This is a genomic window from Pseudomonas sp. SWI36 (genome assembly GCF_002948105.1).
Taxonomy (GTDB): Bacteria; Pseudomonadota; Gammaproteobacteria; order Pseudomonadales; family Pseudomonadaceae; genus Aquipseudomonas; species Aquipseudomonas alloputida.
On sequence record NZ_CP026675.1, the window covers coordinates 1130002 to 1155984 of the forward strand.

Annotated in this window: 26 protein-coding genes; 18 read left to right on the top strand and 8 right to left on the bottom strand. The window is 61.2% G+C overall.

All coding sequences use genetic code 11. The annotated features are described in order from the left end of the window. Positions 1-63: 63 nt before the first annotated feature. Complete coding sequence (apbC, locus tag C4Q27_RS05605) at positions 64-1158, bottom strand: iron-sulfur cluster carrier protein ApbC (RefSeq protein WP_003254924.1); 1095 nt, start codon at positions 1156-1158, stop codon at positions 64-66. 158 nt (positions 1159-1316) lie between these two features. Between apbC and metG the strand changes: the two genes are divergently transcribed. From metG to C4Q27_RS29405, 7 genes are all read left to right on the top strand, one after another. Next, positions 1317-3356 carry a methionine--tRNA ligase gene (gene metG, locus C4Q27_RS05610; RefSeq protein WP_064492961.1) on the top strand — a complete coding sequence of 680 codons (2040 nt, stop codon included), beginning with the start codon at positions 1317-1319 and terminating at the stop codon, positions 3354-3356. A gap of 106 nt (positions 3357-3462) precedes the next feature. Then, entirely contained in the window at positions 3463-4011 is a 549-nt protein-coding gene (locus C4Q27_RS05615; protein ID WP_064492962.1) for an Rnf-Nqr domain containing protein, read from the top strand. Then, a complete protein-coding gene (locus C4Q27_RS05620) occupies positions 4008-4979 on the top strand; it encodes an RnfABCDGE type electron transport complex subunit D (RefSeq protein WP_064492963.1) in 972 nt (323 codons plus the stop codon). The genes C4Q27_RS05615 and C4Q27_RS05620 overlap by 4 nt, the downstream gene beginning before the upstream one ends. After that, the gene (locus C4Q27_RS05625) at positions 4976-5578 is read left to right on the top strand and encodes an RnfABCDGE type electron transport complex subunit G (RefSeq protein WP_064492964.1); all 603 of its coding nucleotides are present in this window, start codon (positions 4976-4978) and stop codon (positions 5576-5578) included. The genes C4Q27_RS05620 and C4Q27_RS05625 overlap by 4 nt, the downstream gene beginning before the upstream one ends. Next, positions 5571-6095, top strand: a complete 525-nt coding sequence (locus C4Q27_RS05630; RefSeq protein WP_064492965.1) for a hypothetical protein — start codon at positions 5571-5573, stop codon at positions 6093-6095. The genes C4Q27_RS05625 and C4Q27_RS05630 overlap by 8 nt, the downstream gene beginning before the upstream one ends. A 4-nt stretch (positions 6096-6099) precedes the next feature. Continuing rightward, positions 6100-6738, top strand: coding sequence for an endonuclease III (gene nth, locus C4Q27_RS05635; RefSeq protein ID WP_020193232.1), 639 nt, complete (start codon positions 6100-6102; stop codon positions 6736-6738). Between the two features lie 104 nt (positions 6739-6842). Beyond that, positions 6843-7019 carry a PA3496 family putative envelope integrity protein gene (locus tag C4Q27_RS29405; protein WP_010952256.1) on the top strand — a complete coding sequence of 59 codons (177 nt, stop codon included), beginning with the start codon at positions 6843-6845 and terminating at the stop codon, positions 7017-7019. A gap of 70 nt (positions 7020-7089) precedes the next feature. Here C4Q27_RS29405 and C4Q27_RS05640 read toward each other — a convergent pair whose 3' ends face one another. Continuing rightward, on the bottom strand, positions 7090-7713 hold the full coding sequence (locus tag C4Q27_RS05640) for a response regulator transcription factor (RefSeq protein ID WP_003254939.1): 624 nt from the start codon (positions 7711-7713) through the stop codon (positions 7090-7092). Positions 7714-8080: 367 nt separating this feature from the next. Between C4Q27_RS05640 and C4Q27_RS05645 the strand changes: the two genes are divergently transcribed. Next, the gene (locus tag C4Q27_RS05645; RefSeq protein WP_064492967.1) at positions 8081-8563 is read left to right on the top strand and encodes a hypothetical protein; all 483 of its coding nucleotides are present in this window, start codon (positions 8081-8083) and stop codon (positions 8561-8563) included. A 67-nt stretch (positions 8564-8630) separates the two neighbouring features. On the opposite strand, the gene C4Q27_RS05650 is transcribed toward C4Q27_RS05645, so the two are convergent. Both C4Q27_RS05650 and C4Q27_RS05665 read right to left on the bottom strand, forming a co-directional pair. Beyond that, complete coding sequence (locus C4Q27_RS05650; protein ID WP_003254941.1) at positions 8631-9848, bottom strand: argininosuccinate synthase; 1218 nt, start codon at positions 9846-9848, stop codon at positions 8631-8633. A 638-nt stretch (positions 9849-10486) separates the two neighbouring features. Beyond that, a complete protein-coding gene (locus C4Q27_RS05665) occupies positions 10487-11428 on the bottom strand; it encodes an OmpA family protein (RefSeq protein ID WP_104886605.1) in 942 nt (313 codons plus the stop codon). A gap of 130 nt (positions 11429-11558) precedes the next feature. On the opposite strand from C4Q27_RS05665, the gene pyrC reads away from it, so the two are divergent. Together pyrC and rnt are read left to right on the top strand one after the other, a co-directional pair. Beyond that, entirely contained in the window at positions 11559-12605 is a 1047-nt protein-coding gene (gene pyrC / locus C4Q27_RS05670; protein WP_003254943.1) for a dihydroorotase, read from the top strand. A 59-nt stretch (positions 12606-12664) separates the two neighbouring features. Further along, positions 12665-13276: a ribonuclease T gene (rnt, locus tag C4Q27_RS05675; RefSeq protein ID WP_010952252.1), complete on the top strand. Its 612-nt coding sequence runs from the start codon at positions 12665-12667 to the stop codon at positions 13274-13276. Positions 13277-13434: 158 nt separating this feature from the next. On the opposite strand, the gene C4Q27_RS05680 is transcribed toward rnt, so the two are convergent. After that, positions 13435-14037: a peroxiredoxin gene (locus C4Q27_RS05680; protein WP_003254945.1), complete on the bottom strand. Its 603-nt coding sequence runs from the start codon at positions 14035-14037 to the stop codon at positions 13435-13437. Positions 14038-14261: 224 nt separating this feature from the next. On the opposite strand from C4Q27_RS05680, the gene C4Q27_RS05690 reads away from it, so the two are divergent. Beyond that, entirely contained in the window at positions 14262-14480 is a 219-nt protein-coding gene (locus C4Q27_RS05690; RefSeq protein WP_003254947.1) for a bacterioferritin-associated ferredoxin, read from the top strand. Between the two features lie 199 nt (positions 14481-14679). Next, entirely contained in the window at positions 14680-15153 is a 474-nt protein-coding gene (gene bfr / locus C4Q27_RS05695; RefSeq protein ID WP_003254948.1) for a bacterioferritin, read from the top strand. A gap of 57 nt (positions 15154-15210) precedes the next feature. Here the strand turns inward: bfr and grxD are convergent, their stop codons facing one another. Both grxD and C4Q27_RS05705 read right to left on the bottom strand, forming a co-directional pair. Continuing rightward, positions 15211-15546: a Grx4 family monothiol glutaredoxin gene (gene grxD / locus C4Q27_RS05700; protein WP_003254949.1), complete on the bottom strand. Its 336-nt coding sequence runs from the start codon at positions 15544-15546 to the stop codon at positions 15211-15213. A gap of 91 nt (positions 15547-15637) precedes the next feature. Then, positions 15638-17746 carry a molybdopterin-dependent oxidoreductase gene (locus C4Q27_RS05705; protein ID WP_104886606.1) on the bottom strand — a complete coding sequence of 703 codons (2109 nt, stop codon included), beginning with the start codon at positions 17744-17746 and terminating at the stop codon, positions 15638-15640. A gap of 374 nt (positions 17747-18120) precedes the next feature. Between C4Q27_RS05705 and argF the strand changes: the two genes are divergently transcribed. Next, the gene (argF, locus tag C4Q27_RS05710) at positions 18121-19041 is read left to right on the top strand and encodes an ornithine carbamoyltransferase (RefSeq protein ID WP_014589911.1); all 921 of its coding nucleotides are present in this window, start codon (positions 18121-18123) and stop codon (positions 19039-19041) included. Next, entirely contained in the window at positions 19038-20147 is a 1110-nt protein-coding gene (locus C4Q27_RS05715; RefSeq protein WP_020190705.1) for an ABC transporter ATP-binding protein, read from the top strand. The genes argF and C4Q27_RS05715 overlap by 4 nt, the downstream gene beginning before the upstream one ends. Positions 20148-20184: 37 nt before the next feature. Here C4Q27_RS05715 and ybaK read toward each other — a convergent pair whose 3' ends face one another. Beyond that, the gene (gene ybaK / locus C4Q27_RS05720; RefSeq protein ID WP_003254957.1) at positions 20185-20655 is read right to left on the bottom strand and encodes a Cys-tRNA(Pro) deacylase; all 471 of its coding nucleotides are present in this window, start codon (positions 20653-20655) and stop codon (positions 20185-20187) included. A 302-nt stretch (positions 20656-20957) separates the two neighbouring features. Between ybaK and C4Q27_RS05725 the strand changes: the two genes are divergently transcribed. The 4 genes from C4Q27_RS05725 to glpD all read left to right on the top strand — a co-directional run bounded on the left by C4Q27_RS05725 (position 20958) and on the right by glpD (position 25978). Continuing rightward, the gene (locus C4Q27_RS05725; protein ID WP_003254959.1) at positions 20958-21809 is read left to right on the top strand and encodes an MIP/aquaporin family protein; all 852 of its coding nucleotides are present in this window, start codon (positions 20958-20960) and stop codon (positions 21807-21809) included. Positions 21810-21860: 51 nt separating this feature from the next. After that, on the top strand, positions 21861-23360 hold the full coding sequence (gene glpK, locus C4Q27_RS05730; RefSeq protein ID WP_064492328.1) for a glycerol kinase GlpK: 1500 nt from the start codon (positions 21861-21863) through the stop codon (positions 23358-23360). Between the two features lie 101 nt (positions 23361-23461). Then, positions 23462-24217 (top strand): DNA-binding transcriptional repressor GlpR, encoded by a 756-nt coding sequence (gene glpR / locus C4Q27_RS05735; RefSeq protein ID WP_010952246.1) that lies wholly within the window; start codon positions 23462-23464, stop codon positions 24215-24217. Positions 24218-24439: 222 nt separating this feature from the next. Further along, the gene (gene glpD, locus C4Q27_RS05740; protein ID WP_064492329.1) at positions 24440-25978 is read left to right on the top strand and encodes a glycerol-3-phosphate dehydrogenase; all 1539 of its coding nucleotides are present in this window, start codon (positions 24440-24442) and stop codon (positions 25976-25978) included. Positions 25979-25983: the final 5 nt, after the last annotated feature.

The window sequence follows — 25983 nt, forward strand, 5'->3', positions numbered from 1 at the left end:
AGGGACTGCACAGGCTTCAAGTACGGCGCAGTCGCTGTGTGCGGGCAAACTCGGTATGGCAGGTCAGTCTTCGCTGATGGTAATGCTGGGCATTGCCGGCGCCGCAGCTTCCTGCAGCACGATCCGCGCGCCTACCTGGCGAGCCAGCTCCTGGTAAACCATGGCAATCTGGCTTTCCGGCTCGGCGATCGCCGTGGGCTTGCCGCTGTCGGCCTGCTCACGTATCAGCATCGACAACGGCAGCGACGCCAGCAGGTCGACGCCATACTGGCTGGCCAGCTTCTCGCCGCCACCTTCACCGAACAGGTGTTCGGCATGGCCGCAATTCGAGCAGATATGCACGGCCATGTTCTCGACCACGCCCAGCACCGGAATGTTGACCTTGCGGAACATTTCCACGCCCTTCTTGGCATCCAGCAGCGCCAGGTCCTGTGGCGTGGTGACGATCACCGAACCGACCACAGGTACCTTTTGTGCCAGGGTCAGCTGGATGTCACCGGTACCCGGTGGCATATCGATCACCAGGTAATCCAGGTCATCCCAGGCGGTCTGGGTGACCAGTTGCAGCAGCGCGCCAGACACCATTGGGCCACGCCATACCATCGGCGTGTTGTCGTCGGTGAGGAAGGCCATGGACATGACTTCCACGCCGTGGGCCTTGATCGGCACAAACCACTTCTGCTCGCGAATCTGTGGACGAGTGCCCTCGGCGATGCCGAACATCACCCCCTGACTGGGGCCGTAGATATCGGCATCGAGAATACCTACCCGTGCGCCTTCGCGTGCGAGGGCCAAGGCCAGGTTGGCCGCGGTGGTCGACTTGCCAACACCGCCCTTGCCCGAGGCCACGGCGATGATGTTCTTGACGTTGGCCATGGCTGGCACCTGGGCCTGGGCCTTGTGCGCGGCCACCACGCAATCGATCGAAACCTGGGCGCCAGTGACCCCCTCGAGGCTGCCAATGGCGGTCTGCAGCACCTGGGCCCAGCCGTTCTTGAACAGCCCTGCGGCATAACCCAACTGCAACTGCACGCTGACCTGCCCGCCCTGGATATCGATGGCGCGCACGCAGCCGGCGCTGACCGGGTCCTGGTTCAGGTAGGGGTCGGTGTACTGGCGAAGCACGCCTTCAACGGCGGCACGGGTGACGGCACTCATGGAGACTCCCATTGGCAAACTGAATGTAAAACAGCCGCCTATCCTAACCCGTCAATCGTCAGCAGATGCGCTTGCGGGGTGAAATATCTTCGCCAGCCCTTTATAGTGGCCGATCATCCTCATTTTTACCCCGTAGCCAGATAAGTAGCCGAGCCACCATGTCCGAGCCACGCCAGATTCTCGTCACCAGCGCCCTGCCCTATGCCAATGGATCGATCCATCTCGGCCATATGCTGGAGTACATCCAGACGGACATGTGGGTGCGCTTCCAGAAGCTGCGCGGCAACCAGTGCATCTATGTCTGCGCCGACGACGCCCACGGTTCGGCCATCATGCTGCGCGCCGAAAAGGAAGGCATCACCCCGGAACAGCTGATCGCCAACGTCCAGGCCGAGCACAGCAGCGATTTCGCCGACTTCCTGGTGGACTTCGACAACTTCCACTCCACCCACAGCGACGAGAACCGCGAGCTGTCGAGCCTGATCTACTCGCGCCTGCGTGAAGCCGGGCACATCGCCACCCGTTCGGTGACCCAGTACTTCGACCCGGAAAAAGGCATGTTCCTCGCCGACCGCTTCATCAAGGGCACCTGCCCGAAGTGCGCGGCCGAAGACCAGTACGGCGACAACTGCGAAAAATGCGGCGCCACCTACGCACCCACCGAGCTGAAGAACCCCAAGTCGGCGATCTCCGGTGCCACCCCGGTACTGCGTGATTCCCAGCATTTCTTCTTCAAGCTGCCCGACTTCCAGGCCATGCTGCAGCAGTGGACCCGAAGCGGCACCCTGCAGGACGCGGTAGCCAACAAACTGGCGGAATGGCTGGACTCCGGCCTGCAGGAGTGGGATATCTCCCGCGACGCGCCGTACTTCGGCTTCGAGATCCCGGGTGAGCCTGGCAAATACTTCTACGTATGGCTGGATGCGCCAATCGGCTACATGGCCAGCTTCAAGAACCTCTGCGCACGCCGCCCGGAGCTGGACTTCGACGCCTTCTGGAACGAAGGCTCCAAGGCCGAGCTGTACCACTTCATCGGCAAGGACATCGTCAACTTCCACGCCCTGTTCTGGCCAGCCATGCTCGAAGGCGCCGGCTTCCGCAAGCCGACCGCGGTCAACGTGCACGGCTACCTGACGGTCAACGGCGCCAAGATGTCCAAGTCGCGCGGCACCTTCATCAAGGCCCGCACCTACCTGGACCACCTGCAGCCGGAATACCTGCGTTACTACTATGCGGCCAAGCTGGGCCGTGGCGTCGACGACCTGGACCTGAACCTGGAAGACTTCGTGCAGAAGGTCAACTCCGACCTGGTCGGCAAGGTCGTCAACATTGCCAGCCGCTGCGCCGGTTTCATCCACAAGGGCAACGAGGGTGTGATGGTAAGCGGTGATGCCGCGCCTGAGCTGACCGAAGCCTTCCTGGCTGCCGCACCTTCCATCGCCGAAGCCTATGAGGCCCGTGATTTTGGCCGCGCCATGCGCGAAATCATGGCACTGGCCGACCGCGCCAACGCCTGGATCGCCGACAAGGCACCGTGGTCACTGGCCAAGCAGGAAGGCAAGCAGGATGAAGTCCAGGCCATCTGCGCCCAAGGCATCAACCTGTTCCGCCAGCTGGTGATCTTCCTCAAACCGGTGCTGCCGGTGCTGGCCGCTGATGCCGAGGCTTTCCTCAACGTGGCCCCGCTGACCTGGAACGACCACCTGACACGCCTGGAAAACCACGCGCTTAACCCGTTCAAGGCCTTGATGAGCCGTATCGAGCCGGCCAAGGTCGAAGCCATGGTCGCTGCCAGCAAGGAAGACCTGCTGGCTGCCGAAGCCAAGGCCCCGGCGGGCAATGGCGAGCTGGCCAAGGACCCGCTGTCGGCAGAGATCGAGTTCGATACCTTCGCAGCTGTCGACCTGCGTGTGGCGCTGATCGTCAAGGCTGAAGCCGTGGCGGGTGCCGACAAGTTGTTGCAACTGACCCTGGACATTGGTGACGAGCGTCGCAACGTGTTCTCCGGCATCAAGTCAGCCTACCCAGACCCGTCCAAGCTGGAAGGCCGCCTGACCATGATGGTCGCCAACCTCAAACCCCGGAAGATGCGCTTTGGCGTGTCCGAAGGCATGGTCATGGCTGCCGGCCCTGGCGGTGAAGAAATCTACCTGCTGAGCCCGGACAGCGGCGCCAAGCCAGGCCAGCGCATCAAGTAACCGCCCTGCGGGCCATTGTGGGAGCGGGCTGCCCGCTCCCACAATTACGCAGGCCCCTTCATGTCAAACCCGGACAATCGCCCCGATTCCCGGCTATCGTCATCTCATGAATGACTACATCCTGGTCCTGATCAGCGCCGCACTGATCAATCACCTGTGCCTGCTCCGACAGCCACTCTCCGGGCTGCAACTTCAGGTGCACGGCCTGGCCTGCGCCCTGTGCATCGCCCTGGGCGTAATCGGCGCGCAGCTGCTGGTGCACGCGGTACTTGCCCCGTTGCACATCCACGATCTTGCCCTGTTTCTGCTATTGCCCTGGCTGGCTTTGCTCGCCTGGGGCCTGCCCTGGCTTTTGGCCAAGTGGCGCCCGGCCTGGCCTGTAGTGGGGTTGCCAGCGCTGCTGTTGAGCAATGCAGCAGCGCTTGGGCTGGCCCTGCAGCAGACAAGCGACGGCAGCACCTGGCCAACCATGCTGCTCCAAGGCTTGCTGACGGGTGGCGGCTTCTGGCTGGCGCTGATGGTGTTCGCCGACCTGCGCCAGCGCAGCGCCCACGCCGATATCCCCAACGCGCTGCGCGGCCTGCCCATCGAGTTGATCGGGGCCGGGGTGATGGCCATGGCGTTTTCCGGTTTCAACGGAATGTTTGGCCAATGAGCAGTCCCGATCCGCGCCTACGCACCAGCATGGGCCTGGTCTTGCTCGCTTGCACGCCTGGGCTGCTGGCGCTGTTGTGGCTGCATGGCTGGGGCATGATGCTGAACCTGTTGCTGTGCGCCAGTGCCGCGCTGCTGTGCGAGGCATCGCTGCTGGCAGTGCGCAGCCAATCACTGAGCCAGGCGCTAACCGACGGCAGCGCACTGGTGACCGCCGTGCTGCTGGCGGCCGCCCTGCCCACCTTGGCGCCATGGTGGCTGCCGGTCATCGCGGCAAGTGTCGCGCTCGGTATCGGCAAGCAGGCCTACGGTGGGGTCGGGCGAAATCTGTTCAATCCAGCCATGGTGGGCTATGCCTTCGTGCTGCTCAGCTTCCCGTTGCAGATGAACCATTGGCCTGGGCAGGCCCCAGGCCTGCTCGACAGCGTGCAGCAGGTGTTCGCTGGGGGCGAACAGATCGATGCCTGGGCCCGTCCGACATTGCTCGACGGCTTGCGCCACAACCGCAGCCTGACCATCGACGAGCTGTTTGCCAGCCATCCGGGCTTTGGCAACATTGGCGGGGCAGGCAGCGAATGGGTCAACCTGGCATTCCTGCTTGGTGGCCTGTTCTTGTTGCAGCGCAAGGTGATCAGTTGGCATGCACCGGCAGGTTTGCTGGCAGGGCTATTGGTATTCAGCTTGTTGGGCTGGAACGGTTCGGGGTCGGACTCCAATGGCTCGCCTTTGCTGCACCTGTTTTCCGGCTCGACCATGCTGGCAGCCTTCTTCATTGCGACCGAGCCAGTGTCCGGCCCCAGAGACGACTGGGCCAAGCTGTGCTTCGGCGTGGGAACAGGAGTGCTCATCTACCTGATTCGTACCTGGGGCAGCTATCCGGATGGCACCGCGTTCGCCATCCTGCTGATGAACCTTTTGGCACCGGCACTCGAGCGCATGGCTGCGCAGCGTCAGCAGGCAGCCCGATGAAGCGCGGGGTTCGGGATGTGGGCCTGCTGCTGCTGACGGGAGTATTGGCAGTGTCTGCCACCCTGGCCTGGCGGCAGTCGACCGGTCCGGCCATCGCCGGCGCTGAAAAGCAGCTGCAAAGCCGCCAGCGACTGGCCGTGCTGCCCGACGGTAGCTATGACAACCAGCCCCTGGAAAGCCCGCTGCCAAGGCCCGCCGCACAGAGGCCCAACAGCCGTATCCTGGCGGCTTACCGTGCCACTGTGGCAGGTAAGCCAAGCGCCATTATCCTGATCACACAGGCCCAGGGGTATGCCGGGCCGATCGTGCTGAGCGTCGCCATCACCACGGACGGCCGGCTGATCGGCAGCCAGGTTGTCGAACAACAGGAAAGCCCCGGGCTGGGCGATCGCCTGGGGGATCCGCGATTGCACTGGCTGAGTCAGTTCAACAACCGCGATCAGGGCGATCACTGGGCGCTGAAGCGGGACCAGGGTGACTTTGACCAATTGGCCGGCGCAACCGTGACCTCGCGCGCGGTGATCGCCGCATTGCAGGATGCGCTGAGCTATTTCGACGAGCAGCGTAGTGTATTGCTGGAGGGCGCCACCCATGAATAGGTTCTGCCTGCTGGCCATGAGCCTGGCGCCACTGCTGGGTGCCACCCGAACGCTGGCTGAAGGCGCGGCCATCGGCCTGTGCGCAGTACTGATGGGGTGCCTGCACCAACTGTTGCTGGCGCCACTGCGTAAACACATGGCCAGCTGGGCCTATGTAATGGCTAGCCTGCTGCTGCTGGCAGCCTTGGCCAGTTGCCTGCAGTTGGCCCTGCGGGCCTGGCTGCTACCGCTGGCCATTGCCCTGGGCCACTATCCCGCATTGTTGTGCCTGCAATGCCTGGCCAGTGACCACCTGCTACCTGACCAACGCCGCTGGCGCCTGCTCGCAAGGCACCTCGGCGCTGTCTTTGCCATTTGCCTGCTGCTGGGCACCAGCCGCCAATGGCTGGCTGACCATGCCGAGCTGCACCTGGCCAGCCTCGCACCCGGTGCGCTACTGCTGCTGGGTCTGCTGTTGGCCTTGTACAATCGCCTGCTTCCGGGCCCTGCCCACCCACCTCGTCAAGGAAAGCCCTGATTTCATGAATGCCGCCAAACGCCTGGAGATTTTTCGCAGGCTGCACGAAGACAACCCCGACCCAAAGACCGAACTGGCCTACACGACCCCGTTTGAACTGCTGGTCGCCGTGACACTGTCCGCGCAATCCACCGACGTCGGCGTCAACAAGGCCACTGCCCGCCTGTTCCCCGTCGCCAACACCCCCGAGGCCATCTATGCCCTGGGCGTTGAAGGCCTCAGCGAATACATCAAGACCATCGGGCTTTACAACAGCAAGGCCAAGAATGTCATAGAAACATGTCGGCTACTGATCGAGCGCCACGACAGCCAGGTACCGCAAACCCGCGAAGCGCTGGAGGCGCTACCCGGCGTCGGCCGCAAAACCGCCAACGTGGTGCTAAACACGGCGTTTCGCCAACCGGCCATGGCCGTGGATACCCATATCTTCCGGGTGAGTAACCGCACAGGCATCGCGCCAGGCAAAACGGTGCTGGAAGTGGAAAAGAAACTGCTCAAGTTTGTACCCAAGGACTACCTGCTCGACGCCCACCACTGGCTGATCCTGCACGGGCGCTACGTGTGCCAGGCGCGCAAGCCAAGGTGCGGAAGCTGCAGGATCGAAGATTTGTGCGAGTACAAGCACAAAACCTCCGACGATTGAGCCGATAGCCAAAAACCACTCACATCGATTGAAAAAATCTTTTTTACCAGCGTCTGCTTTCTGGTTATAAGGACGGCCAATGGCCCCTTGGCTTGGAGCGACTCATGAGTACCGATAAAGACGACCTGTCGATCGATGATGATTTTGTTGCCGCAGACGATGACGCGGAGCCACAGGTTGAAATCGCAAAGACCAACCTGAGCAAACGTCGCACCATCGACAACATGCTGGAAGAACGGCGCCTGCAAAAGCAGTTGGCCGATTTCGATTACGACCTGTAGTGCGGGTCCCGTAGTCAGGGACCGATAGCCTTGGCAAAGCCTCCTGGCTGGAGGCTTCAAGGCTTGGCGATCAGTTCAGACCTTGCCGTTGCGCCAGCTCGATCAGGTCAACCAGTGACCGTGCATTGAGCTTTAGCAACAGCCGCGACTTGTAGGTACTGACCGTCTTGTTACTGAGGTACATGCTGTCGGCAATCTCCTTGTTCGAACGCCCTCGCGCCAGTTGTTGCAGCACCGTCATTTCTCGCGCAGAAAGGCGATTCACCATATCCGTCTCGCTGCCCGCCCCCCTGCCACGTGACGCATGCAAGGCCTGGTTGGGGAAGTAGCTGTAACCCGACAACACAGCCTTGATAGCGCTGAGCAGTTCGGTAAGCTCCTGCTGCTTGCACACGTAACCCGCCGCCCCTGCCTGCATGCAGCGCATCGAAAAGTTGCCGGGGGCCTGTGACGTCAGCACCAGTACCTTGCTACCCGGGCTGAATGTCGCCATGCGGGCGATCACCTCTAGGCCATCCAGTTTCGGGATACCGATATCCAGCACCACAATATCCGGCAGGTGTTGCCGTGTCAGCTGCAACGCAGCTACCCCATTGTCAGTCTCCGCCACAACGTCATACCCATGCCGCTCCATCAGCATGCGTACGGCCAGGCGTATGACCGGATGATCATCCACGATAAGCACTTTATTCATGCGATATCCATACATTGTTGTTGCTTTGGCACGCCACGATAACCGACAGGACGCTTGCTGGCGCGGCGATTTACCAGCGAAAGCCATGGACAGACAAAGCCTACAGAACTTACAGAAACTTCCTACACACAATGACTATGGTTGTAACAAATAAATTACTTATTACCGAAAAAAAGGTACCACCCACTGACATAAACGTACCAGTTGAATACTGATCTTCAGCAAAGGAAAACTTCCGACTCAAACACGTCGAAAAAGCAACACAACGAGGTTCTCTGACGATCATTCCTCCCCCGGGAAACAATCCAGCCTTTAGTTGAGTACAGCAGTAAGGTAAAGATGGACAAAACCGCTGGAGACGGCCTATATGACCCAAGCACAACCTGTCGCCCCGCTGACGATCATTGCCATCTTCGCGGGGATCATCGAAGCCTCCGCCCTTGCTACACTGCCATTTCTCGGCGAGTCCAGCCAAAAGCTCTACACCTGGTTCCTGGTAGGCTTTCCATTCTTTCTGACGGCACTGTTTTTTCTGACACTCAACTTCAATTACAAGTCGTTCTATAGCCCGCTTCCCAACAACACAGCACACGACAACACGCCAGCACTGAGCAGTGTGGCCACACCCGCAATTGCCAATGATGCCCCCGAGGCGGTACAGGGCGAACCTGTCACTTTCATGTTCTCCGGCCCCGACGCCTGTCGCATGATGGAACAACAACTCTTGCACGCACTTGCCCAACCGCCCGAGCCAGCGCGCGTCTGGCGCTTTTGTAATCTGGACAGACGTCAATGTGCGCAGCTTTCGATCAGCGCACTCGAGGGCGATGATGTGAGCCATCGAAGTTGAACGACCCGCCTTTGCGCGGGCATAAAAAAACCCCGGACCGAGCCGGGGTTTTCGCACACGCCAGCAATCAGAGCAGCGAACGGCCCTTGTTGGCGGCAATGCGCATACGCAGTGCATTGAGCTTGATGAAGCCAGCAGCATCTGCCTGGTTGTAGGCACCACCATCTTCTTCAAAGGTGGCGATGTTGGCATCGAACAGCGAATCGTCCGACTTGCGGCCAACCACGGTCACATTGCCCTTGTACAGTTTCAGGCGCACCACACCATTCACGTTGACCTGCGAAGCATCGATCATCTGTTGCAGCATCAGACGCTCCGGGCTCCACCAGTAGCCGGTGTAGATCAGGCTGGCATACTTTGGCATCAGCTCATCTTTCAGGTGAGCGACTTCGCGGTCCAGGGTAATCGACTCGATGGCACGGTGTGCCTTGAGCATGATGGTACCGCCAGGCGTTTCGTAGCAACCGCGCGACTTCATGCCGACGTAACGGTTTTCGACGATGTCCAGACGGCCGATGCCGTTGGCACCACCGATACGGTTCAGGTCTGCCAGGACGGTGGCCGGGGATTTCTCGACGCCGTCGATGGCAACGATGTCACCATTGCGGTAGGTCAGCTCGATGTAGGTAGCCTGGTCCGGGGCGTTCTCAGGCGAGACACTCCAGCGCCACATGTCTTCTTCGTGCTCGGTCCAGGTATCTTCCAGGACACCGCCTTCATAGGAGATGTGCAGCAGGTTGGCGTCCATCGAGTACGGCGACTTCTTCTTGCCGTGGCGCTCGATCGGGATGCCGTGCTTCTCGGCGTAGTCCATCAGCTTTTCGCGGGACAGCAGGTCCCACTCGCGCCATGGAGCGATGACCTTGACGCCTGGCTTCAGGGCATAGGCACCCAGCTCGAAGCGCACCTGGTCGTTACCCTTGCCGGTGGCGCCATGGGAAATGGCGTCAGCGCCGGTTTCGTTGGCGATTTCGATCAGGCGCTTGGCGATCAGCGGACGGGCGATGGAAGTACCCAGCAGGTACTCGCCTTCGTAGACGGTGTTGGCGCGGAACATCGGGAACACGAAATCACGCACGAATTCTTCGCGCAGGTCGTCGATGTAGATCTCTTTAACGCCCATTGCCTGGGCCTTGGCACGGGCCGGTTCGACCTCTTCGCCCTGCCCCAGGTCAGCAGTGAAGGTCACCACTTCGCAGTTGTAGGTATCCTGCAGCCACTTGAGAATCACCGAAGTATCAAGGCCGCCGGAATACGCCAGTACGACCTTTTTTACGTCCGCCATGCCATCACTCCACGGGGTTGTACGGAAAGGGATCGATTCTACCGGCGTTGCGGATAAATTTACAGTGGGGCGACAGCTTCTGACGACAAAGCGACAGGAACTTTCGTAGGGGCGACGGGCGGTCGGTTGAGGGATGTGGCATGAGGACCTTGGAGGGGCGTCGAGCCGCAGCATGCATGCCTTGAGGAGTTCAGCGCCTGTGAGATCGAGCGCCGCCAGGTGGTCGCCTCGACGCATTCTGCGCCTGGGAGATCGAGCGCCGCAGGTGTCCGCCTTAAGATATTCAGCGCCTATGAGATCGAGCGCCGCCCGCGCGGCGCTTCGCGGGTAAACCCGCTCCTACGTTTGTTTCGGGCCAGTCCATCCTGTGCCTGGCGCGCGCGACCGCCTTGTTGGTACGACGCGATATCGAGATAGGCACCAAGGCGTTCGCGCGCGGATCCCACAGGCATAATTGGCCCGAAACAAACGTAGGAGCGGGTTTACCCGCGAAGCGCCGCGCGGGCGGCGCTCGATCTCACAGGCGCTGAATGTGTCGAGGCGGACACCTGGCGGCGCTCGGTCTCACAGGCGCTGAAAATGTTGTGACAAACCCCTGGTGGCCTTGATGCGAGCCCATGACATGCACCGACCAGATCTCAGGGCGCCTTCGCCCCCCGGACGCCCGAGGCAGGTGCAACAGCCGGCGCCGCTTGCTCAACCGGCTTTTCCACGGCTTTTTCAACCACCGCCACCCGATCCAGCTCGATATTCACCCGCCGATTACGCGCCCGATTCGACGCACTGTTGTTCTTCGCGAGCGGATAACGCTCGCCATGGAAGCGCACAGTGATCTGCTCTTCCGGCACACCGTTAGCCTTGAAATAATCGGCCACGGCCAATGCGCGGCGGCGCGACAGGTCGCGGTTGGCCAGGCGGTTGCCACTGTTGTCGGAATGCCCATTGAGCTCGACATGGTTCACCGTCGGGTCGGCTTTCATGTAATCGAGGATCACGTCCAGCCGCGCCTTGGCTGCTGCGTCCAGCTCGATACCGCCCCCGGGGAAACCCACCTGTGTCTGGCGCACCTGGTCGTAGTTCATCGGCAACAGCTTGCCAGCACAGACCTGATAGTCATTGTAGGCTTTGGCGAAGCTGACCGGCAGCACACGCACCTCCATCGGCCTGCCCGCCTCACCGGTGTAGTTGCGCACAACGGTGCTACGCCCGTCGAGCAAACCGTTGATCAGCCGGCTGGCCTGCCCTTGGGAGGAGCTGAACAGCACGCCACTGCGGGCCATTCGCACATTGCCCAGGTTGATATCGCCACGCCCAGGTTGCCACGGCGCTGCCGCAGCCAGCAGGCTGGCGGTGCCGGCACCGAGTACGTTGCTGTCCGACCGCAGCTGAAACACCGGCTGCTCGCCTGCCCGACGCACGAACGTACCGCTGCCGAAACCTTCGATCGGCTGGCTCAGACGGCACTCGAACTGGTCACCCTCGACCTTCCAGGCAATGTTCTCCATGCGCGTCTGGAAAGTCAGTGCGCCGGCCGGCAGGCTGGCGAACAGGGTCAACAGGGCTAGGTAACGCTGGCGCACGGGCGGCTCCACAAATTCTGACGGCTTACCAGCAGGCTATCGGACGCTGTCCGGAAAACTTGATAGCCGTGCTCGCCCCGGGGTTTTCCGGTAGGATTGGGGCTTGAGTTCGACCCGCCTGGAATCCCCAATGTCCGATCGCCTGACCCTCCTGCGCCCCGACGACTGGCACATCCATCTGCGCGATGGTGCCGTCCTGCCCCACACCGTTGGCGACGTGGCGCGTACCTTCGCCCGTGCCATCATCATGCCCAACCTCGTGCCGCCGGTGCGCAATGCCACCGAGGCCGGCGCCTACCGTGAGCGCATTCTGGCTGCCCGCCCGGCCGGCAGCCGCTTCGAGCCGCTGATGGTGCTGTACCTCACCGACAACATCAGCCCCGAGGACATCCGCGCGGCCAAGGCCAGCGGTTTCGTGTACGCCGCCAAGTTGTACCCGGCCGGCGCCACCACCAACTCCGATTCGGGCGTGACCAGCATCGACAACATCTTCCCGGCCATAGAGGCAATGGCGGAAGTGGGCATGCCGCTGCTGGTGCATGGCGAAGTGACCCGCAGCGAGATCGACGTGTTCGACCGCGAGAAGCGCTTCATCGACGAGCACATGCGCCGTGTGGTCGAGCGCTTCCCGACGCTGAAAGTGGTGTTCGAACACATCACCACCAGCGACGCCGCGCAGTTCGTCACCGAGGCCCCGGCCAACGTGGGTGCGACCATCACCGCCCAGCACCTGCTGTACAACCGCAACCACATGCTGGTTGGCGGCATTCGCCCGCACTTTTACTGCCTGCCGATCCTCAAGCGCAACACTCACCAGGTGGCCTTGCTGGACGCTGCCACCAGCGGCAATCCGAAGTTCTTCCTCGGCACCGACTCGGCACCTCATGCCCGTCACGCCAAGGAAGCAGCCTGTGGTTGCGCGGGTTGCTACACCGCTTATGCGGCGATCGAGATGTACGCCGAAGCGTTCGAACAGCGTAACGCGCTGGACAAGCTGGAAGGCTTCGCCAGCCTGCACGGCCCGGCCTTCTATGGCCTGCCGGCGAACACCGACACCATTACCCTGGTCCGCGAAGAATGGACCGCTCCGGAAAGCCTGCCATTTGGCGAGCAAACCGTAGTCCCGCTGCGCGCTGGCGAAAAACTGCGCTGGCGCCTGCTGGAGAAAAACGCGTGAGCGAAGACCTTTACGAAGACGACCTGGACACCCAAGGCAGCAGCGGTCCTCGTCACCCGATGGCCGAGCGCTTCCGCGGCTATCTGCCGGTCGTGGTGGATGTTGAAACCGGTGGTTTCAACAGCGCTACCGATGCATTGCTGGAAATTGCCGCCGTCACCATTGGCATGGACGAGAAAGGTTTCCTGTTCCCCGAACATACCTACTTCCACCGAGTGGAGCCGTTCGAGGGCGCCAACATCGAGCCGGCCGCACTTGAGTTCACCGGGATCAAGCTGGACCACCCGCTGCGCATGGCGGTCAGCGAGGAAAGCGCGATGACCGACATCTTCCGCGGCGTGCGCAAGGCACTCAAGGCCAACGGCTGCAAGCGGGCGATTCTGGTCGGCCACAACAGCAGCTTCGACCTGGGTTTCCTCAATGCAGCAGTGGCGCGCAATGACCTGAAGCGCAACCCGTTCCACCCGTTCTCCAGCTTCGACACCGCCACCCTGGCGGGCCTGGCGTATGGCCAGACCGTGCTGGCGCGGGCCTGCCAAAGCGCCGACATCGACTTCGACGGGCGTGAGGCGCACTCGGCACGTTATGACACCGAGAAAACCGCTGAGCTGTTCTGCGGCATCGTCAACCGCTGGAAAGAAATGGGCGGCTGGCGCGATTTCAACGATTGATCTGCTAAAGGCATTCGCGGGCACGCCCGCTCCCACAGGTTCACCTTTGCCTTCAGGCATGCAGAGAATCTGTGGGAGCGGGCGCGCCCGCGAAGAGGCCGGCACAGGAAGGCAAAAAAAACCGGCCACGAAGGCCGGTTTTTTCATGCACGCAGCAATTACAGCTTGCCAGCGTTCTCGCTCAGGTAGGCAGCAACGCCTTCAGGCGAAGCGTTCATGCCCTTGTCGCCTTTTTTCCAGTTGGCAGGGCACACTTCGCCGTGCTCTTCGTGGAACTGCAGAGCGTCAACCAGACGCAGCAGCTCGTCCATGTTACGACCCAGTGGCAGGTCGTTGACGATCTGCGAACGGACAACACCGTTGGTATCGATCAGGAAGGCACCACGGAAGGCCACGCCGCCTTCGGACTCGACGTCGTAGGCTTTGCAGATTTCGTGGGTCATGTCGGCAGCCAGGGTGTACTTCACCTGACCGATGCCGCCGTTGTTGACCGGGGTGTTACGCCAGGCGTTGTGGGTGAAGTGCGAGTCGATCGACACGCCGATCACTTCCACGTTGCGCGCCTGGAAGTCAGGGATGCGGTTGTCCAGGGCGATCAGCTCGGACGGGCAGACGAAGGTGAAGTCCAGCGGGTAGAAGAACACCAGGCCGTACTTGCCCTTGATGGCCGAGGCCAGGTTGAAGCTATCGACGATCTCGCCATTGCCCAGCACGGCCGGAACGGTGAAATCGGGGGCTTTCTTACCAACGAGTACGCTCATTGTAATCTCCTGATGAGGGTGAAAAACCGTTTGCCGGGCCAGACGGGCTTGCCCGACATCCAACAAAGGCCGACCATCATACACGGCTTCTCATGACAGGCCGACTCCGTCGACAAAGCAACCACCGGTCGCTCAAGCACAGCCCTCTCAGAAAGATCTTTGACAAGCATTCTCATTACCATTAAGCTCCAACCCATCGACCCAACCAGCGATGGTCAGCCCTTATGTATGTGTGTCTTTGTGTCGGCGTTACCGACGGACAGATCCGCGATGCGATCTATGAAGGATGCTGCAGTTACAAGGAAGTGCGAGCCGCCACCAATGTCGCCAGCCAGTGTGGGAAATGCGCCTGCGTGGCCAAGCAGGTGGTCCGCGAGACCCTGACCGAGCTTCAGGTCAGCCAGGCAGCCCTGCCCTACCCCGTCGAATTTACCGCTGCCTGAACGCAGAATTTCAAGAACCGGACCTAGTGTCCGGTTTTTTTATGCCCGAAATTCAACAAGTTAGCGTTGCAACGCGGTTCACAAACATTCTTATTCCTATTAATTTTCACTTAGTATTCAAGAACTTAGGTTTGACACACCTAAGTATCGGGCTCAAACTTCAGTGGATTGACACACTTCTACAGAGCAGGAACCCGACATGAAAGGCGACGTAAGCGTCATCCAGCATCTCAACAAGATCCTCGGAAACGAGCTGGTCGCGATCAACCAGTACTTCCTGCACGCACGCATGTACGAAGATTGGGGGCTGAACAAACTCGGCAAGCACGAGTACAAAGAATCCATCGATGAAATGAAGCACGCTGACAAATTGATCAAGCGTATTTTGTTCCTCGAAGGTATTCCTAACGTTCAGGACCTGGGCAAACTGCTGATCGGCGAGCACACCAAGGAAATGCTCGAGTGCGACCTGAAGATTGAACAGCAAGGCCTGGTCGACCTGAAGGCCGCCATCGCCCATTGTGAAACCGCTGGCGACTTCGGCTCGCGTGACGTGCTCGAAGATATCCTCGAGTCCGAGGAAGAACACATCGACTGGCTGGAAACCCAACTGGGGCTGATCGACAAGATCGGTATCGAGAACTACCTGCAGTCGCAGATGGGCGAAGAGTAACTATTCGCCCCATGAAAAAACCCGCGATCAGCGGGTTTTTTCATGCTTGCCGGAAGATCAGGCTTCAGAAGCCTTGGCCTTGGCAGCCGCTTCCTTGATCAGGGTTTGCAGCTCACCCTTCTCGAACATTTCCAGCATGATGTCGCTGCCGCCAACCAGCTCACCGGCTACCCACAATTGCGGGAAGGTCGGCCAGTTGGCGTATTTTGGCAGGTTGGCGCGAATTTCCGGGTTCTGCAGGATGTCGACGTAGGCGAACTTTTCGCCACAACCCATCACGGCCTGCGATGCACGCGCAGAGAAGCCGCACTGCGGGGCATTCGGCGAGCCTTTCATGTAAAGCAGAATGGTGTTGTTGGCAATCTGCTCTTTGATCGTTTCGATGATATCCATGTAGCACCTCGGCTGAACTATCCGACACAGTCGTCGGCACGGTGTCGCATTGTATCGGAAAGCCGAGCGCTGTGCTCGGCCTTGCCGTTCCTCAAGCGGCCTCGACCTGCACGGGTACGCCATTGAGCGCAGCGTTTCCGGAAACCTGGTCCCTAAAGCGCTCATCGGTCAGGTCATTGGCACTCACGCCGGGTTGCGCCTGGGCGATCTGCAGGTGCACGCCCTGACGCCCATGACCATAACCATGGGGCAAGCTGACCACACCGGGCATCATGTCCTCGCAGGCCTGCACCTCGACCTCCAGGGAGCCGGTACGCGAACGGATGCGCACGCGCTGGCCATCCTGCAGTTGCCGCTGCTGCAAATCTTGCGGGTGCATCAACAACTGATGCCGTGGCTTGCCTTTCACCAGACGATGGAAGTTGTGCATCCACGAGTTGTTGCTGCGCACATGGCGCCGCCCGATCAGCAGCAGCTCGCCCGGCACCGGCGGCGTCATTTGCGCCAGGCGGTGCAGGTCGTCCAGCAAAACCTGGGGGGCGGCTTCGACAGCCTTGCTGGCAGTCGCCAGGCGCCCAGCGAGGTTGCTGCGTAACGGCCCCAGGTCAAGCCCGTGCGGGTGATCGTCCAGTGTTGCCAGGGAGAGCCGCCAAGGCGTTGCTTCACCGTAGGGCCCTTTGCGCAGGGCTTGATCAATCATCTGCGCAGGCGACCAGGTCGGCTTCAACGCCAACTCGGCACGCTTGGCAAACGCTTGGGCCAGGCCGACGAAGATCTCCCAGTCATGCAGTGCTCCCTCCGGCTTGGGCAGGATCGCCCGGTTGAAGCGCGTGACATTGCGCACTGCCAGCAGGTTGAAGGTGCTGTCGTAATGGTCGTTTTCCAGCGCGGAGGTAGAGGGCAGGATCAGGTCGGCATGGCGGGTGGTTTCGTTGATGTAGAGGTCGATACTGAGCATGAACTCCAACCCCTCCAGCGCCGCATCCAGCTGGCGGCCGTTCGGCGTGGACAACACGGGGTTGCCGGCAACTGTCACCAGGGCGCGCACCTGCCCTTCGCCCGGCGTTTGCATTTCCTCGGCCAGGGCAGCCACCGGCAGCTCGCCGCCGTACTCGGGCAAGCCCGACACACGGCTCTGCCAGGCGTTGAAGTGGCCGCCCGAGGTGGTTGCCACCAGGTCGACGGCAGGCTCCGTGCACAACGCGCCGCCTGTACGGTCGAGGTTGCCGGTCACCAGGTTCACAAGTTGCACCAGCCAGTGGCAAAGGGTACCGAATGCTTGGGTCGAGACACCCATGCGGCCGTAGCACACGGCCTGCCCGGCAGCGGCGAAGTCGCGTGCCAGCTGGCGAATATCCGCTGCAGCAATACCACATTGGGCGCTCATGGCCTCGGCACTGAACGGCGCAATGGCCTCGCGCACCTGCTCCAGGCCGCTGACCGGCAAGTGCGAGCCCCGTGCCAGGCCTTCTTCGAACAATGTGTTGAGCAAGCCGCACAACAGGGCTGCATCACCGCCAGGGCGTATGAACAAATGGCGGTCAGCCATTGCCGCCGTTTCGCTACGCCGCGGGTCAACCACCACCAGGCGCCCACCACGCGCCCGCAGGGCCTTAAGGCGCTTCTCCACGTCCGGGACGGTCATGATGCTGCCATTGGAGGCCAGCGGGTTGCCGCCAAGAATCAGCATGAACCCCGTGTGATCGATGTCCGGAATCGGCAGCAGCAGCCCATGCCCATACATCAAGTGGCTGACCAGGTGTTGGGGCAACTGGTCTACGGACGTGGCAGAGAAACGGTTACGGGTCTTGAGCAGGCCCAGGAAATAGTTGCTGTGGGTCATCAAGCCGTAATTGTGCACACTCGGGTTGCCTTGGTAGACCGCCACGGCATTGCGCCCATGGGCTTGCTGGACCGCCCACAGCTTTTCGGCAGCCAGTGCGAAAGCCTCATCCCAGCCAATGGCCTGCCAATGCTCGCCGACTCGCTTGTGGGGCTGGCGCAGGCGGTCCGGGTCGTTCTGGATGTCCTGCAACGCCACGGCCTTGGGGCAGACATGGCCACGGCTGAACGGGTCCAGGGGGTCGCCCTTGATCGAGCTGATCAGCGCCCGCCCGTCCTCCTCATGGCTGACTTCGATGTTGAGCCCGCAGATCGCTTCGCACAGGTGACAGGCACGGTGATGCAGGGTCTTGGTCATGGCCGCCTCTGCCTTGTTGTTGTCGAACAGTGACTATGCGCCCGCCCCCGCCCCGCGGCCAGTGCGCTTCGCCGCGTGAATCCACCGACATCATGCGCACGATTTACGACAGCCATTTGCCAAATTGCCAGCAAGCCGTGTACAACCGTCTGTAGCAAATAAAGAACAGCACGGCCAACGGGTAAAGACACCCTTTGCAACACCCTTTGCAATCACGCCGCTTTTCCCCCCCTTGGCTTCAGGCGACATTTACTTATAGTATTGCGCCTTTCCCTATTTCGTCCGCCCCGTGCGGCTTACGCCGCAGGTCACCCCCGTTGTCAAAAAAAACCATACGGTCGACCTGCATACCGTTGCAGATAAGGTAGTCACTCATGAGCGCTAGGCACTTTCTCTCCCTGCTGGACTTCACCACCGACGAATTGCTCGGGGTGATCCGCCGCGGCATCGAGCTGAAGGACCTGCGTAAGCGAGGCGTGCTGTTCGAACCGCTGAAGAACCGTGTGCTGGGCATGATCTTCGAAAAGTCCTCGACCCGTACCCGTGTGTCGTTCGAGGCCGGCATGATCCAGCTCGGCGGCCAGGCCATCTTCCTCTCGCCCCGCGACACCCAGCTGGGCCGCGGCGAGCCGATTGGTGACAGCGCCATCGTGCTGTCGAGCATGGTTGATGCGGTGATGATCCGTACCCACGCCCACAGCACCCTGACCGAGTTCGCCGCCAAGTCGCGTGTGCCCGTGATCAACGGCCTGTCCGACGAATCGCACCCGTGCCAACTGCTGGCCGACATGCAGACGTTCGTTGAACACCGCGGCTCGATTCAGGGCAAGACCGTGACCTGGATCGGCGATGGCTTCAACATGTGCAACTCCTATATCGAAGCCGCCAGGCAGTTCGATTTCCAGCTGCGCATCGCCTGCCCCGAAGGCTATGAGCCGGATCAACGCTTCATGGCACTGGGCGGTGACCGCGTGCAGATCATCCGGGATGCCAGGGAAGCTGTGCGTGATGCACACCTGGTGGTCACCGATGTCTGGACTTCCATGGGTCAGGAGGAGGAAACTGCACGGCGCCTGGCGCATTTTGCGCCTTACCAGGTCACCCGCGAACTGCTCGACCTGGCTGCACCCGATGTCCTCTTCATGCACTGCCTGCCCGCCCACCGTGGCGAGGAAATCAGCCAGGACCTGCTCGACGACCCACGCTCGGTCGCCTGGGACGAGGCTGAAAACCGCCTGCATGCACAGAAGGCGCTTCTCGAATTCCTTGTAGAACCGGCTTACCACCACGCATGAGTCAACCCCTACTGCTCAACCTGCGCAACCTCGCCTGCGGCTATGGCGACCAGCGCATCGTCCAGAACCTCAACCTGCACCTGAACGCAGGCGACATCGGTTGCCTGCTGGGTTCATCCGGTTGTGGCAAGACCACCACCCTGCGCGCCATCGCCGGTTTCGAGCCGGTGCACGAAGGTGAAATCCACCTGGCTGGCGAAGTCATTTCCCGGGCTGGCTTCACCCTGGCACCGGAAAAGCGCCGCATCGGCATGGTATTTCAGGACTACGCGCTATTCCCGCACCTGACCGTGGCGCAGAACATTGCCTTTGGTATCGCCAAACACCCACGCCAGGCCGCCGTCATCGAAGAGATGCTGGAGCTGGTCAAACTCGGCGGGCTGGGCGGGCGTTACCCGCATGAGCTGTCTGGCGGCCAGCAGCAACGTGTCGCCCTGGCCCGGGCGCTGGCGCCCGAGCCGCAACTGCTGCTGCTTGACGAGCCATTCTCCAACCTCGACGTGGAGCTGCGCCGGCGCCTGAGCCATGAGGTTCGCGACATTCTCAAAAGCCGCGGTACCAGCGCCATTCTGGTCACCCATGACCAGGAAGAAGCCTTTGCCGTCAGCGACCAGGTCGGCGTCTTCAAGGAAGGCCGCCTGGAACAGTGGGACACGCCCTATAACCTTTACCACGAACCGCAGACGCCATTCGTGGCGAGTTTCATCGGCCAGGGGTACTTCATCCGTGGGCAAATGAGCAGCCACGAGGCGGTCAATACCGAAGTGGGTGAGCTGCGCGGTAACCGCGCCTACATCATGGCGCCGGGCAGCTCGGTGGATGTACTGCTGCGCCCGGATGATATCGTGCATGCACCTGGCAGCGCGCTCCTGGCGAACATCGTGGGCAAGAGTTTCCTTGGGGCATCCACGCTCTACCGCCTGCAGTTGCCCACCGGTAGCCAGCTCGAAGCGATCTTCCCTAGCCATGATGACCACGAGGTCGGTGAGAATGTGGAAATTGCAGTGAAGGCCGATCACCTCGTGCTATTCCCGGTACCGGGTAGCGTTGCGGCACAGTTGCCACGCCAGGAGAACGGCGTGCGTCGATACAGTTCGGCGACTTGACTCAAGCGCCAGGGGGCCGCTTGGCGGCCCCCTGTTCTCAGCCTCGACCAATCCCGGCAAATGTGCCCTGCGTATACTCCGCCAGCACCGCCGCGGCCAACTCCACTTCCAGGCCACGCCTGCCGGCGCTGACATGGATAGTTGCAAAATTCTGCGCCGAGTCATCAATGAAGGTCCGCAGGCGCTTCTTCTGCCCCAGCGGGCTGATGCCGCCCACCAGGTAACCGGTCGCCCGCTGCGCCGCCGCCGGGTCGGCCATCTCGCACTTCTTCACCCCGGCAGCATGGGCCAGGGCCTTGAGGTCCAGGGTACCCACCACAGGCACAACCGCTACCAGCAATTCCCCTTTCTCGCTGCTTGCCAGCAACGTCTTGAACACCTGTTGCGGGTCGAGCCCGAGCTTTTCTGCCGCCTCCAGGCCGTACGACGCCGACTTCGGGTCATGTTCATAACTGTGCACACGATGCTCGGCACGGTGCTTCTTCAACAGGTCTAGGGCGGGGGTCATGCAAGGGCTCCAGTCAGGGACGACTCGGCGGCTACTTTAGGACAATTCCCACATCCCAGCCACCGCACCGCAATCGCGCGCGTCTAGTACAGGGATCAGCAGCTGATTCTAGCGACCTTATCGTGACTGACCGTTCACTTTCGACCTTTGACATCAGCGTTTCTTGTCTATATTTTTTCGTTTCTGAATAAACGATGCCCTTTTAAGGTGCATTTCCTACATCACCCGGGGTCAATGGGGATAGACACCGGGTTTTGCTGTCGAGCGCCACGCGCCTCACAACAAAAAAAACGAGGTCATACATGACGACTGCTCTGCGCCAACCCACACTGTCCAGCCAATGCCTGGCCGAGTTTCTCGGCACCGCCCTGCTCATCTTCTTCGGCACCGGCTGCGTCGCCGCGCTCAAGGTTGCCGGCGCCAGCTTCGGGCTTTGGGAAATCAGTATCATCTGGGGCGTGGGCGTCAGCATGGCCATCTACCTCACCGCCGGTATTTCCGGTGCGCACCTGAACCCAGCCGTGAGTATCGCCCTCACACTGTTCGCAGGGTTCGACAAGCGCAAGCTGCCCTTCTACATGCTGGCCCAGGTATGCGGCGCATTCTGTGGCGCGGCCCTGGTCTACACGCTGTACAGCAACCTGTTCTTCGATTTCGAACAAGCCCACGCCATGCTGCGCGGTAGCGAAGGCAGCCTAGAGCTGGCCTCGGTGTTCTCCACCTATCCACACCCGTCGCTGTCCACCAGCCAGGCGTTTCTGGTCGAAGTGGTGATTACTGCCATTCTGATGGCCGTGATCATGGCCCTGACCGACGACAACAACGGCCTGCCGCGCGGCGCCATGGCCCCGCTGCTGATCGGCCTGCTGATTGCAGTGATTGGCAGCGCCATGGGCCCATTGACGGGTTTTGCGATGAACCCGGCCCGCGATTTCGGGCCAAAACTCATGACCTTCCTGGCCGGTTGGGGCGAAATCGCCTTCACTGGCGGGCGGGATATTCCCTATTTCCTGGTTCCGGTATTTGCACCGATCCTTGGCGCCTGCTTGGGTGCAGCGAGCTATCGCGGCCTGATTGCACGCAACCTGCCAATGGCGCCCGCCGCGACCCCTGAGACAAATGACATTCGCCAGGGCGATACTCAAGCCAATTGATGCCACCATCACGCACAGCCCTGACCCCCTATTCTTGCAAGGCCTACGACCATGACAGACACCCAGGATAAGAACTACATCATCGCCCTGGACCAGGGTACCACCAGTTCGCGGGCGATCATTTTCGACCGTGACGCCAATGTTGTGGGTACCTCCCAGCGCGAGTTCGCACAGCATTACCCGCAGGCGGGCTGGGTCGAGCATGACCCGATGGAGATTTTCGCCACACAAAGCGCGACCATGGTCGAGGCCCTGGCCCAGGCAGGTATCAGCCACGCCCAGGTCGCCGCGCTGGGCATTACCAACCAGCGCGAAACCACGGTGGTATGGGACAAGGAAACCGGGCGTCCGGTGTACAACGCCATTGTCTGGCAGTGCCGCCGCAGCACCGAGATCTGTGCTCAGCTCAAGCGTGACGGCCATGAAGACTACATTCGTGAAACCACCGGCCTGGTCACCGACCCGTATTTCTCCGGCACCAAGCTGAAATGGATCCTCGACAATGTCGACGGCGCCCGTGAACGCGCCGAGCGTGGCGAACTGCTGTTCGGCACCATCGACACCTGGCTGATCTGGAAGTTTACGGGTGGCAAGGTTCACGTCACCGACTACACCAACGCCTCGCGCACGCTGATGTTCAACATCCACAGCCTGCAGTGGGACGACAAGCTGCTGGAAATCCTGGGCATTCCGCGGCAGATGCTGCCTGAGGTGCGCCCATCCTCGGAAGTGTACGGCCACACCAAGAGCGGCATAGCCATCGCCGGTATCGCCGGCGACCAGCAATCGGCACTGTTCGGCCAGATGTGCGTGGAGCCGGGCCAAGCCAAGAATACCTACGGCACTGGCTGCTTCCTGTTGATGAACACGGGCGACCAGGCGGTGAAGTCGTCCCACGGCCTGCTCACGACCATTGCCTGCGGCCCGCGTGGTGAGGTGGCCTATGCACTGGAAGGCGCGGTATTCAATGGTGGCTCTACCGTGCAATGGCTGCGTGACGAACTGAAGATCGTCAACGACGCCCTGGATACCGAGTATTTCGCCAGCAAGGTCAAGGACAGCAATGGCGTGTACCTGGTGCCCGCCTTTACCGGCCTGGGTGCCCCGTACTGGGACCCGTATGCCCGTGGTGCGTTGTTCGGCCTGACACGTGGCGTGAAGGTGGACCACATCATCCGCGCCGCACTGGAGTCCATCGCCTTCCAGACCCGCGATGTCCTCGACGCCATGCAGCAGGACTGTGGCCAGCGCTTGTCCGAGCTGCGCGTGGACGGTGGTGCCGTGGCCAACAACTTCCTCATGCAGTTCCAGGCCGACATCCTCGGCACCTGCGTGGAGCGGCCGCAGATGCGCGAAACCACGGCGCTGGGCGCCGCCTATCTGGCAGGCCTGGCCTGTGGCTTCTGGAGTGGCCTGGACGAGCTGCGCGACAAGGCGATCATCGAGCGTGAGTTCAGCCCGCAACTGGACGAAACGCAGAAAGAAAAGCTGTATGCCGGCTGGAAGAAGGCGGTCGAGCGTACCCGTGACTGGGAAGATCACGAGGCATGATCGCTGTTGGGGCCGCCATGCGGCCCCAATCGTCTACTGGCCGTCATCCCCTTCCTACGGCATCATTGCAGAATTTGTCCGGCAGCCCCAAAGGACCGCCCATGAATCTGCCCCCCCGCCAACAACAAATCCTCGAACTGGTACGCGAACGCGGCTATGTCAGTATCGAGGAAATGGCGCAGCTGTTCGTTGTCACTCCCCAGACCATTCGACGCGACATCAACCAGCTTGCCGAGCTCAACCTGCTGCGCCGTTACCACGGCGGCGCAGCTTACGACTCGAGCATCGAGAACACCGCCTACGCCATGCGTGCCGACCAGATGCGTGACGAAAAGCAGCGCATTGCCGACGCCGTAGCCCGGCAGATTCCCGACCATGCGTCGCTGTTCATCAACATCGGCACCACCACCGAATCGATCGCACGGGCGCTGCTCAACCACAGCCACCTGAAAGTCATCACCAATAACTTGCATGTGGCGGCGATCCTGGCCGCCAAGGACGATTTCGAAGTGCTGGTGGCGGGTGGCACGGTGCGCCGAGATGGTGGTGTTGTCGGCCAGGCCAGTGTCGATTTCATCAACCAGTTCAAGGTCGACTTCGCCCTGGTGGGCATCAGCGGTATCGACGAGGACGGCAGCCTGCTCGATTTCGACTATCAGGAAGTGCGGGTATCGCAAGCCATCATTGCCAATGCCCGGCAAGTGATCCTCGCGGCCGATTCCAGCAAGTTCGGGCGCAATGCCATGGTGCGCCTGGGCTCGATCGACTTGGTCGACTGCCTGGTGACCGACCGGACACCGACCCCGGCCCTTACCCAATTGTTGAACCAGAACAAGATCAGGCTTGAGGTGGTGTGAGGGCTGGTGGGTGCATGCCGCCAGACTTTTGGTGTCTGCGTGAGCAAGCGCCCCCTCACCCAAGCCGTACCCCCTGAATTTTCGTAAATGTTCACTTCATTGTCATTTGATCAGTTTTTTCTATAGAGACTGACTGGCGACCGGCGTTCTGTTGCGCTAATATTTTCGCAAACGAACATCAATGTTCACATTCGATGTGAATAGCCTCAGGAGGCCTTGCCCGTGTCCCAGCCAGTTTCGTCCCAGCCCCCAACAGCCAACTGCTATGACCTTGCCGTAATCGGCGGTGGCATCAATGGCGTGGGCATCGCTGCCGACGCCGCTGGTCGCGGCTTGAAGGTCTTCCTTTGCGAAAAAGACGACCTGGCCCAACACACGTCGTCAGCCAGCAGCAAACTGATTCACGGTGGCCTGCGCTACCTGGAGCACTACGAATTTCGCCTCGTGCGCGAGGCCCTGGCTGAACGCGAAGTGCTGCTGGCCAAGGCGCCGCACATCGTCAAACCTATGCGCTTCGTGCTTCCGCACCGCCCGCACCTGCGCCCTGCATGGATGATCCGCGCCGGCCTGTTCCTCTACGACCACCTGGGCAAGCGCAAGCGCCTGGGCGCCTCGCGCAGCCTGCGCTTTGGCCCGGGCTACCCGCTGAAGCCGGCAATCACCCGCGGCTTCGAATACGCCGACTGCGCTGTCGATGACGCCCGCCTGGTAGTACTCAACGCCATGGCGGCCCGTGAGCTTGGCGCCCATATCCGCACCCGCACCCGCTGCTTGCGCGCCGAACGTGTAGAGGGCTTGTGGCAGGTAGAGCTACAGCACGCCGATGGCAGCCTCCAGACGATCCATGCCCGCGCGCTGGTCAACGCCGCCGGCCCGTGGGTGGCCAGCTTCATCAAGGACGACCTCAAGCTCGATGCACCTTACGGCATCCGCCTGATCCAGGGCAGCCACATTATCGTGCCGCGCCTGTATGAAGGCGAACATGCCTACATTCTGCAGAATGAAGACCAGCGCATCGTCTTCTGCATCCCGTACCTGGACCGCTTTACCCTGATCGGCACCACTGACCGGGAATACAGCGGCGACCCGGCCGCGGTCGCCATTACCGAGCAGGAAACACATTACCTGTTGAAGGTCGTCAACGAGCACTTCAACCACCAACTGAGCCAAGCCGACATCCTGCATACCTACTCCGGCGTTCGGCCGCTGTGCAACGACGAGTCGGACAACCCTTCGGCGGTGACCCGGGACTACACACTCGCCCTTTCGGCAGAGGTTGGCCAGGCACCGCTGCTGTCGGTGTTCGGCGGCAAGCTCACCACTTACCGCAAGCTGGCCGAATCGGCCATGGCTGAACTCAAGCCCTTCTTCACCCAGATGCGCGCCCCCTGGACCGCCAGTGCGCCACTACCGGGCGCAGAGGGCATGACAACGGTACAGGCGCTGATCGATGCCGTACTTGCGCGTTGCGGCTGGTTGCCTGTCGACCTGGCCAAACGCTGGGCGCTCACCTATGGCAGCCGTGTGTGGCGACTGCTCGATGGCGTTCACGGCCCCGAAGACCTCGGGCAGGCTATCGGGGCCGGGCTGTTCACCCGTGAGGTGGACTACCTGCTGGAGGAGGAATGGGCTGAGCAAACCGCTGACATTATCTGGCGCCGCACCAAGCTGGGCCTGTCGCTGACCGCACAGGAGCAGATGGCCCTGGAGGCGTATCTGCAGCAAGCCCGCAAGGTGCGCGCGAATAGCCGCGCAGCCTGATACCG

Excerpts from the sequence above, each read along its gene's own strand:
- apbC (WP_003254924.1), bottom strand. The coding sequence starts at position 1,158 with ATGAGTGCCGTCACCCGTGCCGCCGTTGAAGGCGTGCTTCGCCAGTAC.
- metG (WP_064492961.1), top strand. The coding sequence starts at position 1,317 with ATGTCCGAGCCACGCCAGATTCTCGTCACCAGCGCCCTGCCCTATGCC.
- C4Q27_RS05615 (WP_064492962.1), top strand. The coding sequence starts at position 3,463 with ATGAATGACTACATCCTGGTCCTGATCAGCGCCGCACTGATCAATCAC.
- C4Q27_RS05620 (WP_064492963.1), top strand. The coding sequence starts at position 4,008 with ATGAGCAGTCCCGATCCGCGCCTACGCACCAGCATGGGCCTGGTCTTG.
- C4Q27_RS05625 (WP_064492964.1), top strand. The coding sequence starts at position 4,976 with ATGAAGCGCGGGGTTCGGGATGTGGGCCTGCTGCTGCTGACGGGAGTA.
- C4Q27_RS05630 (WP_064492965.1), top strand. The coding sequence starts at position 5,571 with ATGAATAGGTTCTGCCTGCTGGCCATGAGCCTGGCGCCACTGCTGGGT.
- nth (WP_020193232.1), top strand. The coding sequence starts at position 6,100 with ATGAATGCCGCCAAACGCCTGGAGATTTTTCGCAGGCTGCACGAAGAC.
- C4Q27_RS29405 (WP_010952256.1), top strand. The coding sequence starts at position 6,843 with ATGAGTACCGATAAAGACGACCTGTCGATCGATGATGATTTTGTTGCC.
- C4Q27_RS05640 (WP_003254939.1), bottom strand. The coding sequence starts at position 7,713 with ATGAATAAAGTGCTTATCGTGGATGATCATCCGGTCATACGCCTGGCC.
- C4Q27_RS05645 (WP_064492967.1), top strand. The coding sequence starts at position 8,081 with ATGACCCAAGCACAACCTGTCGCCCCGCTGACGATCATTGCCATCTTC.
- C4Q27_RS05650 (WP_003254941.1), bottom strand. The coding sequence starts at position 9,848 with ATGGCGGACGTAAAAAAGGTCGTACTGGCGTATTCCGGCGGCCTTGAT.
- pyrC (WP_003254943.1), top strand. The coding sequence starts at position 11,559 with ATGTCCGATCGCCTGACCCTCCTGCGCCCCGACGACTGGCACATCCAT.
- rnt (WP_010952252.1), top strand. The coding sequence starts at position 12,665 with ATGGCCGAGCGCTTCCGCGGCTATCTGCCGGTCGTGGTGGATGTTGAA.
- C4Q27_RS05680 (WP_003254945.1), bottom strand. The coding sequence starts at position 14,037 with ATGAGCGTACTCGTTGGTAAGAAAGCCCCCGATTTCACCGTTCCGGCC.
- C4Q27_RS05690 (WP_003254947.1), top strand. The coding sequence starts at position 14,262 with ATGTATGTGTGTCTTTGTGTCGGCGTTACCGACGGACAGATCCGCGAT.
- bfr (WP_003254948.1), top strand. The coding sequence starts at position 14,680 with ATGAAAGGCGACGTAAGCGTCATCCAGCATCTCAACAAGATCCTCGGA.
- grxD (WP_003254949.1), bottom strand. The coding sequence starts at position 15,546 with ATGGATATCATCGAAACGATCAAAGAGCAGATTGCCAACAACACCATT.
- C4Q27_RS05705 (WP_104886606.1), bottom strand. The coding sequence starts at position 17,746 with ATGACCAAGACCCTGCATCACCGTGCCTGTCACCTGTGCGAAGCGATC.
- argF (WP_014589911.1), top strand. The coding sequence starts at position 18,121 with ATGAGCGCTAGGCACTTTCTCTCCCTGCTGGACTTCACCACCGACGAA.
- C4Q27_RS05715 (WP_020190705.1), top strand. The coding sequence starts at position 19,038 with ATGAGTCAACCCCTACTGCTCAACCTGCGCAACCTCGCCTGCGGCTAT.
- ybaK (WP_003254957.1), bottom strand. The coding sequence starts at position 20,655 with ATGACCCCCGCCCTAGACCTGTTGAAGAAGCACCGTGCCGAGCATCGT.
- C4Q27_RS05725 (WP_003254959.1), top strand. The coding sequence starts at position 20,958 with ATGACGACTGCTCTGCGCCAACCCACACTGTCCAGCCAATGCCTGGCC.
- glpK (WP_064492328.1), top strand. The coding sequence starts at position 21,861 with ATGACAGACACCCAGGATAAGAACTACATCATCGCCCTGGACCAGGGT.
- glpR (WP_010952246.1), top strand. The coding sequence starts at position 23,462 with ATGAATCTGCCCCCCCGCCAACAACAAATCCTCGAACTGGTACGCGAA.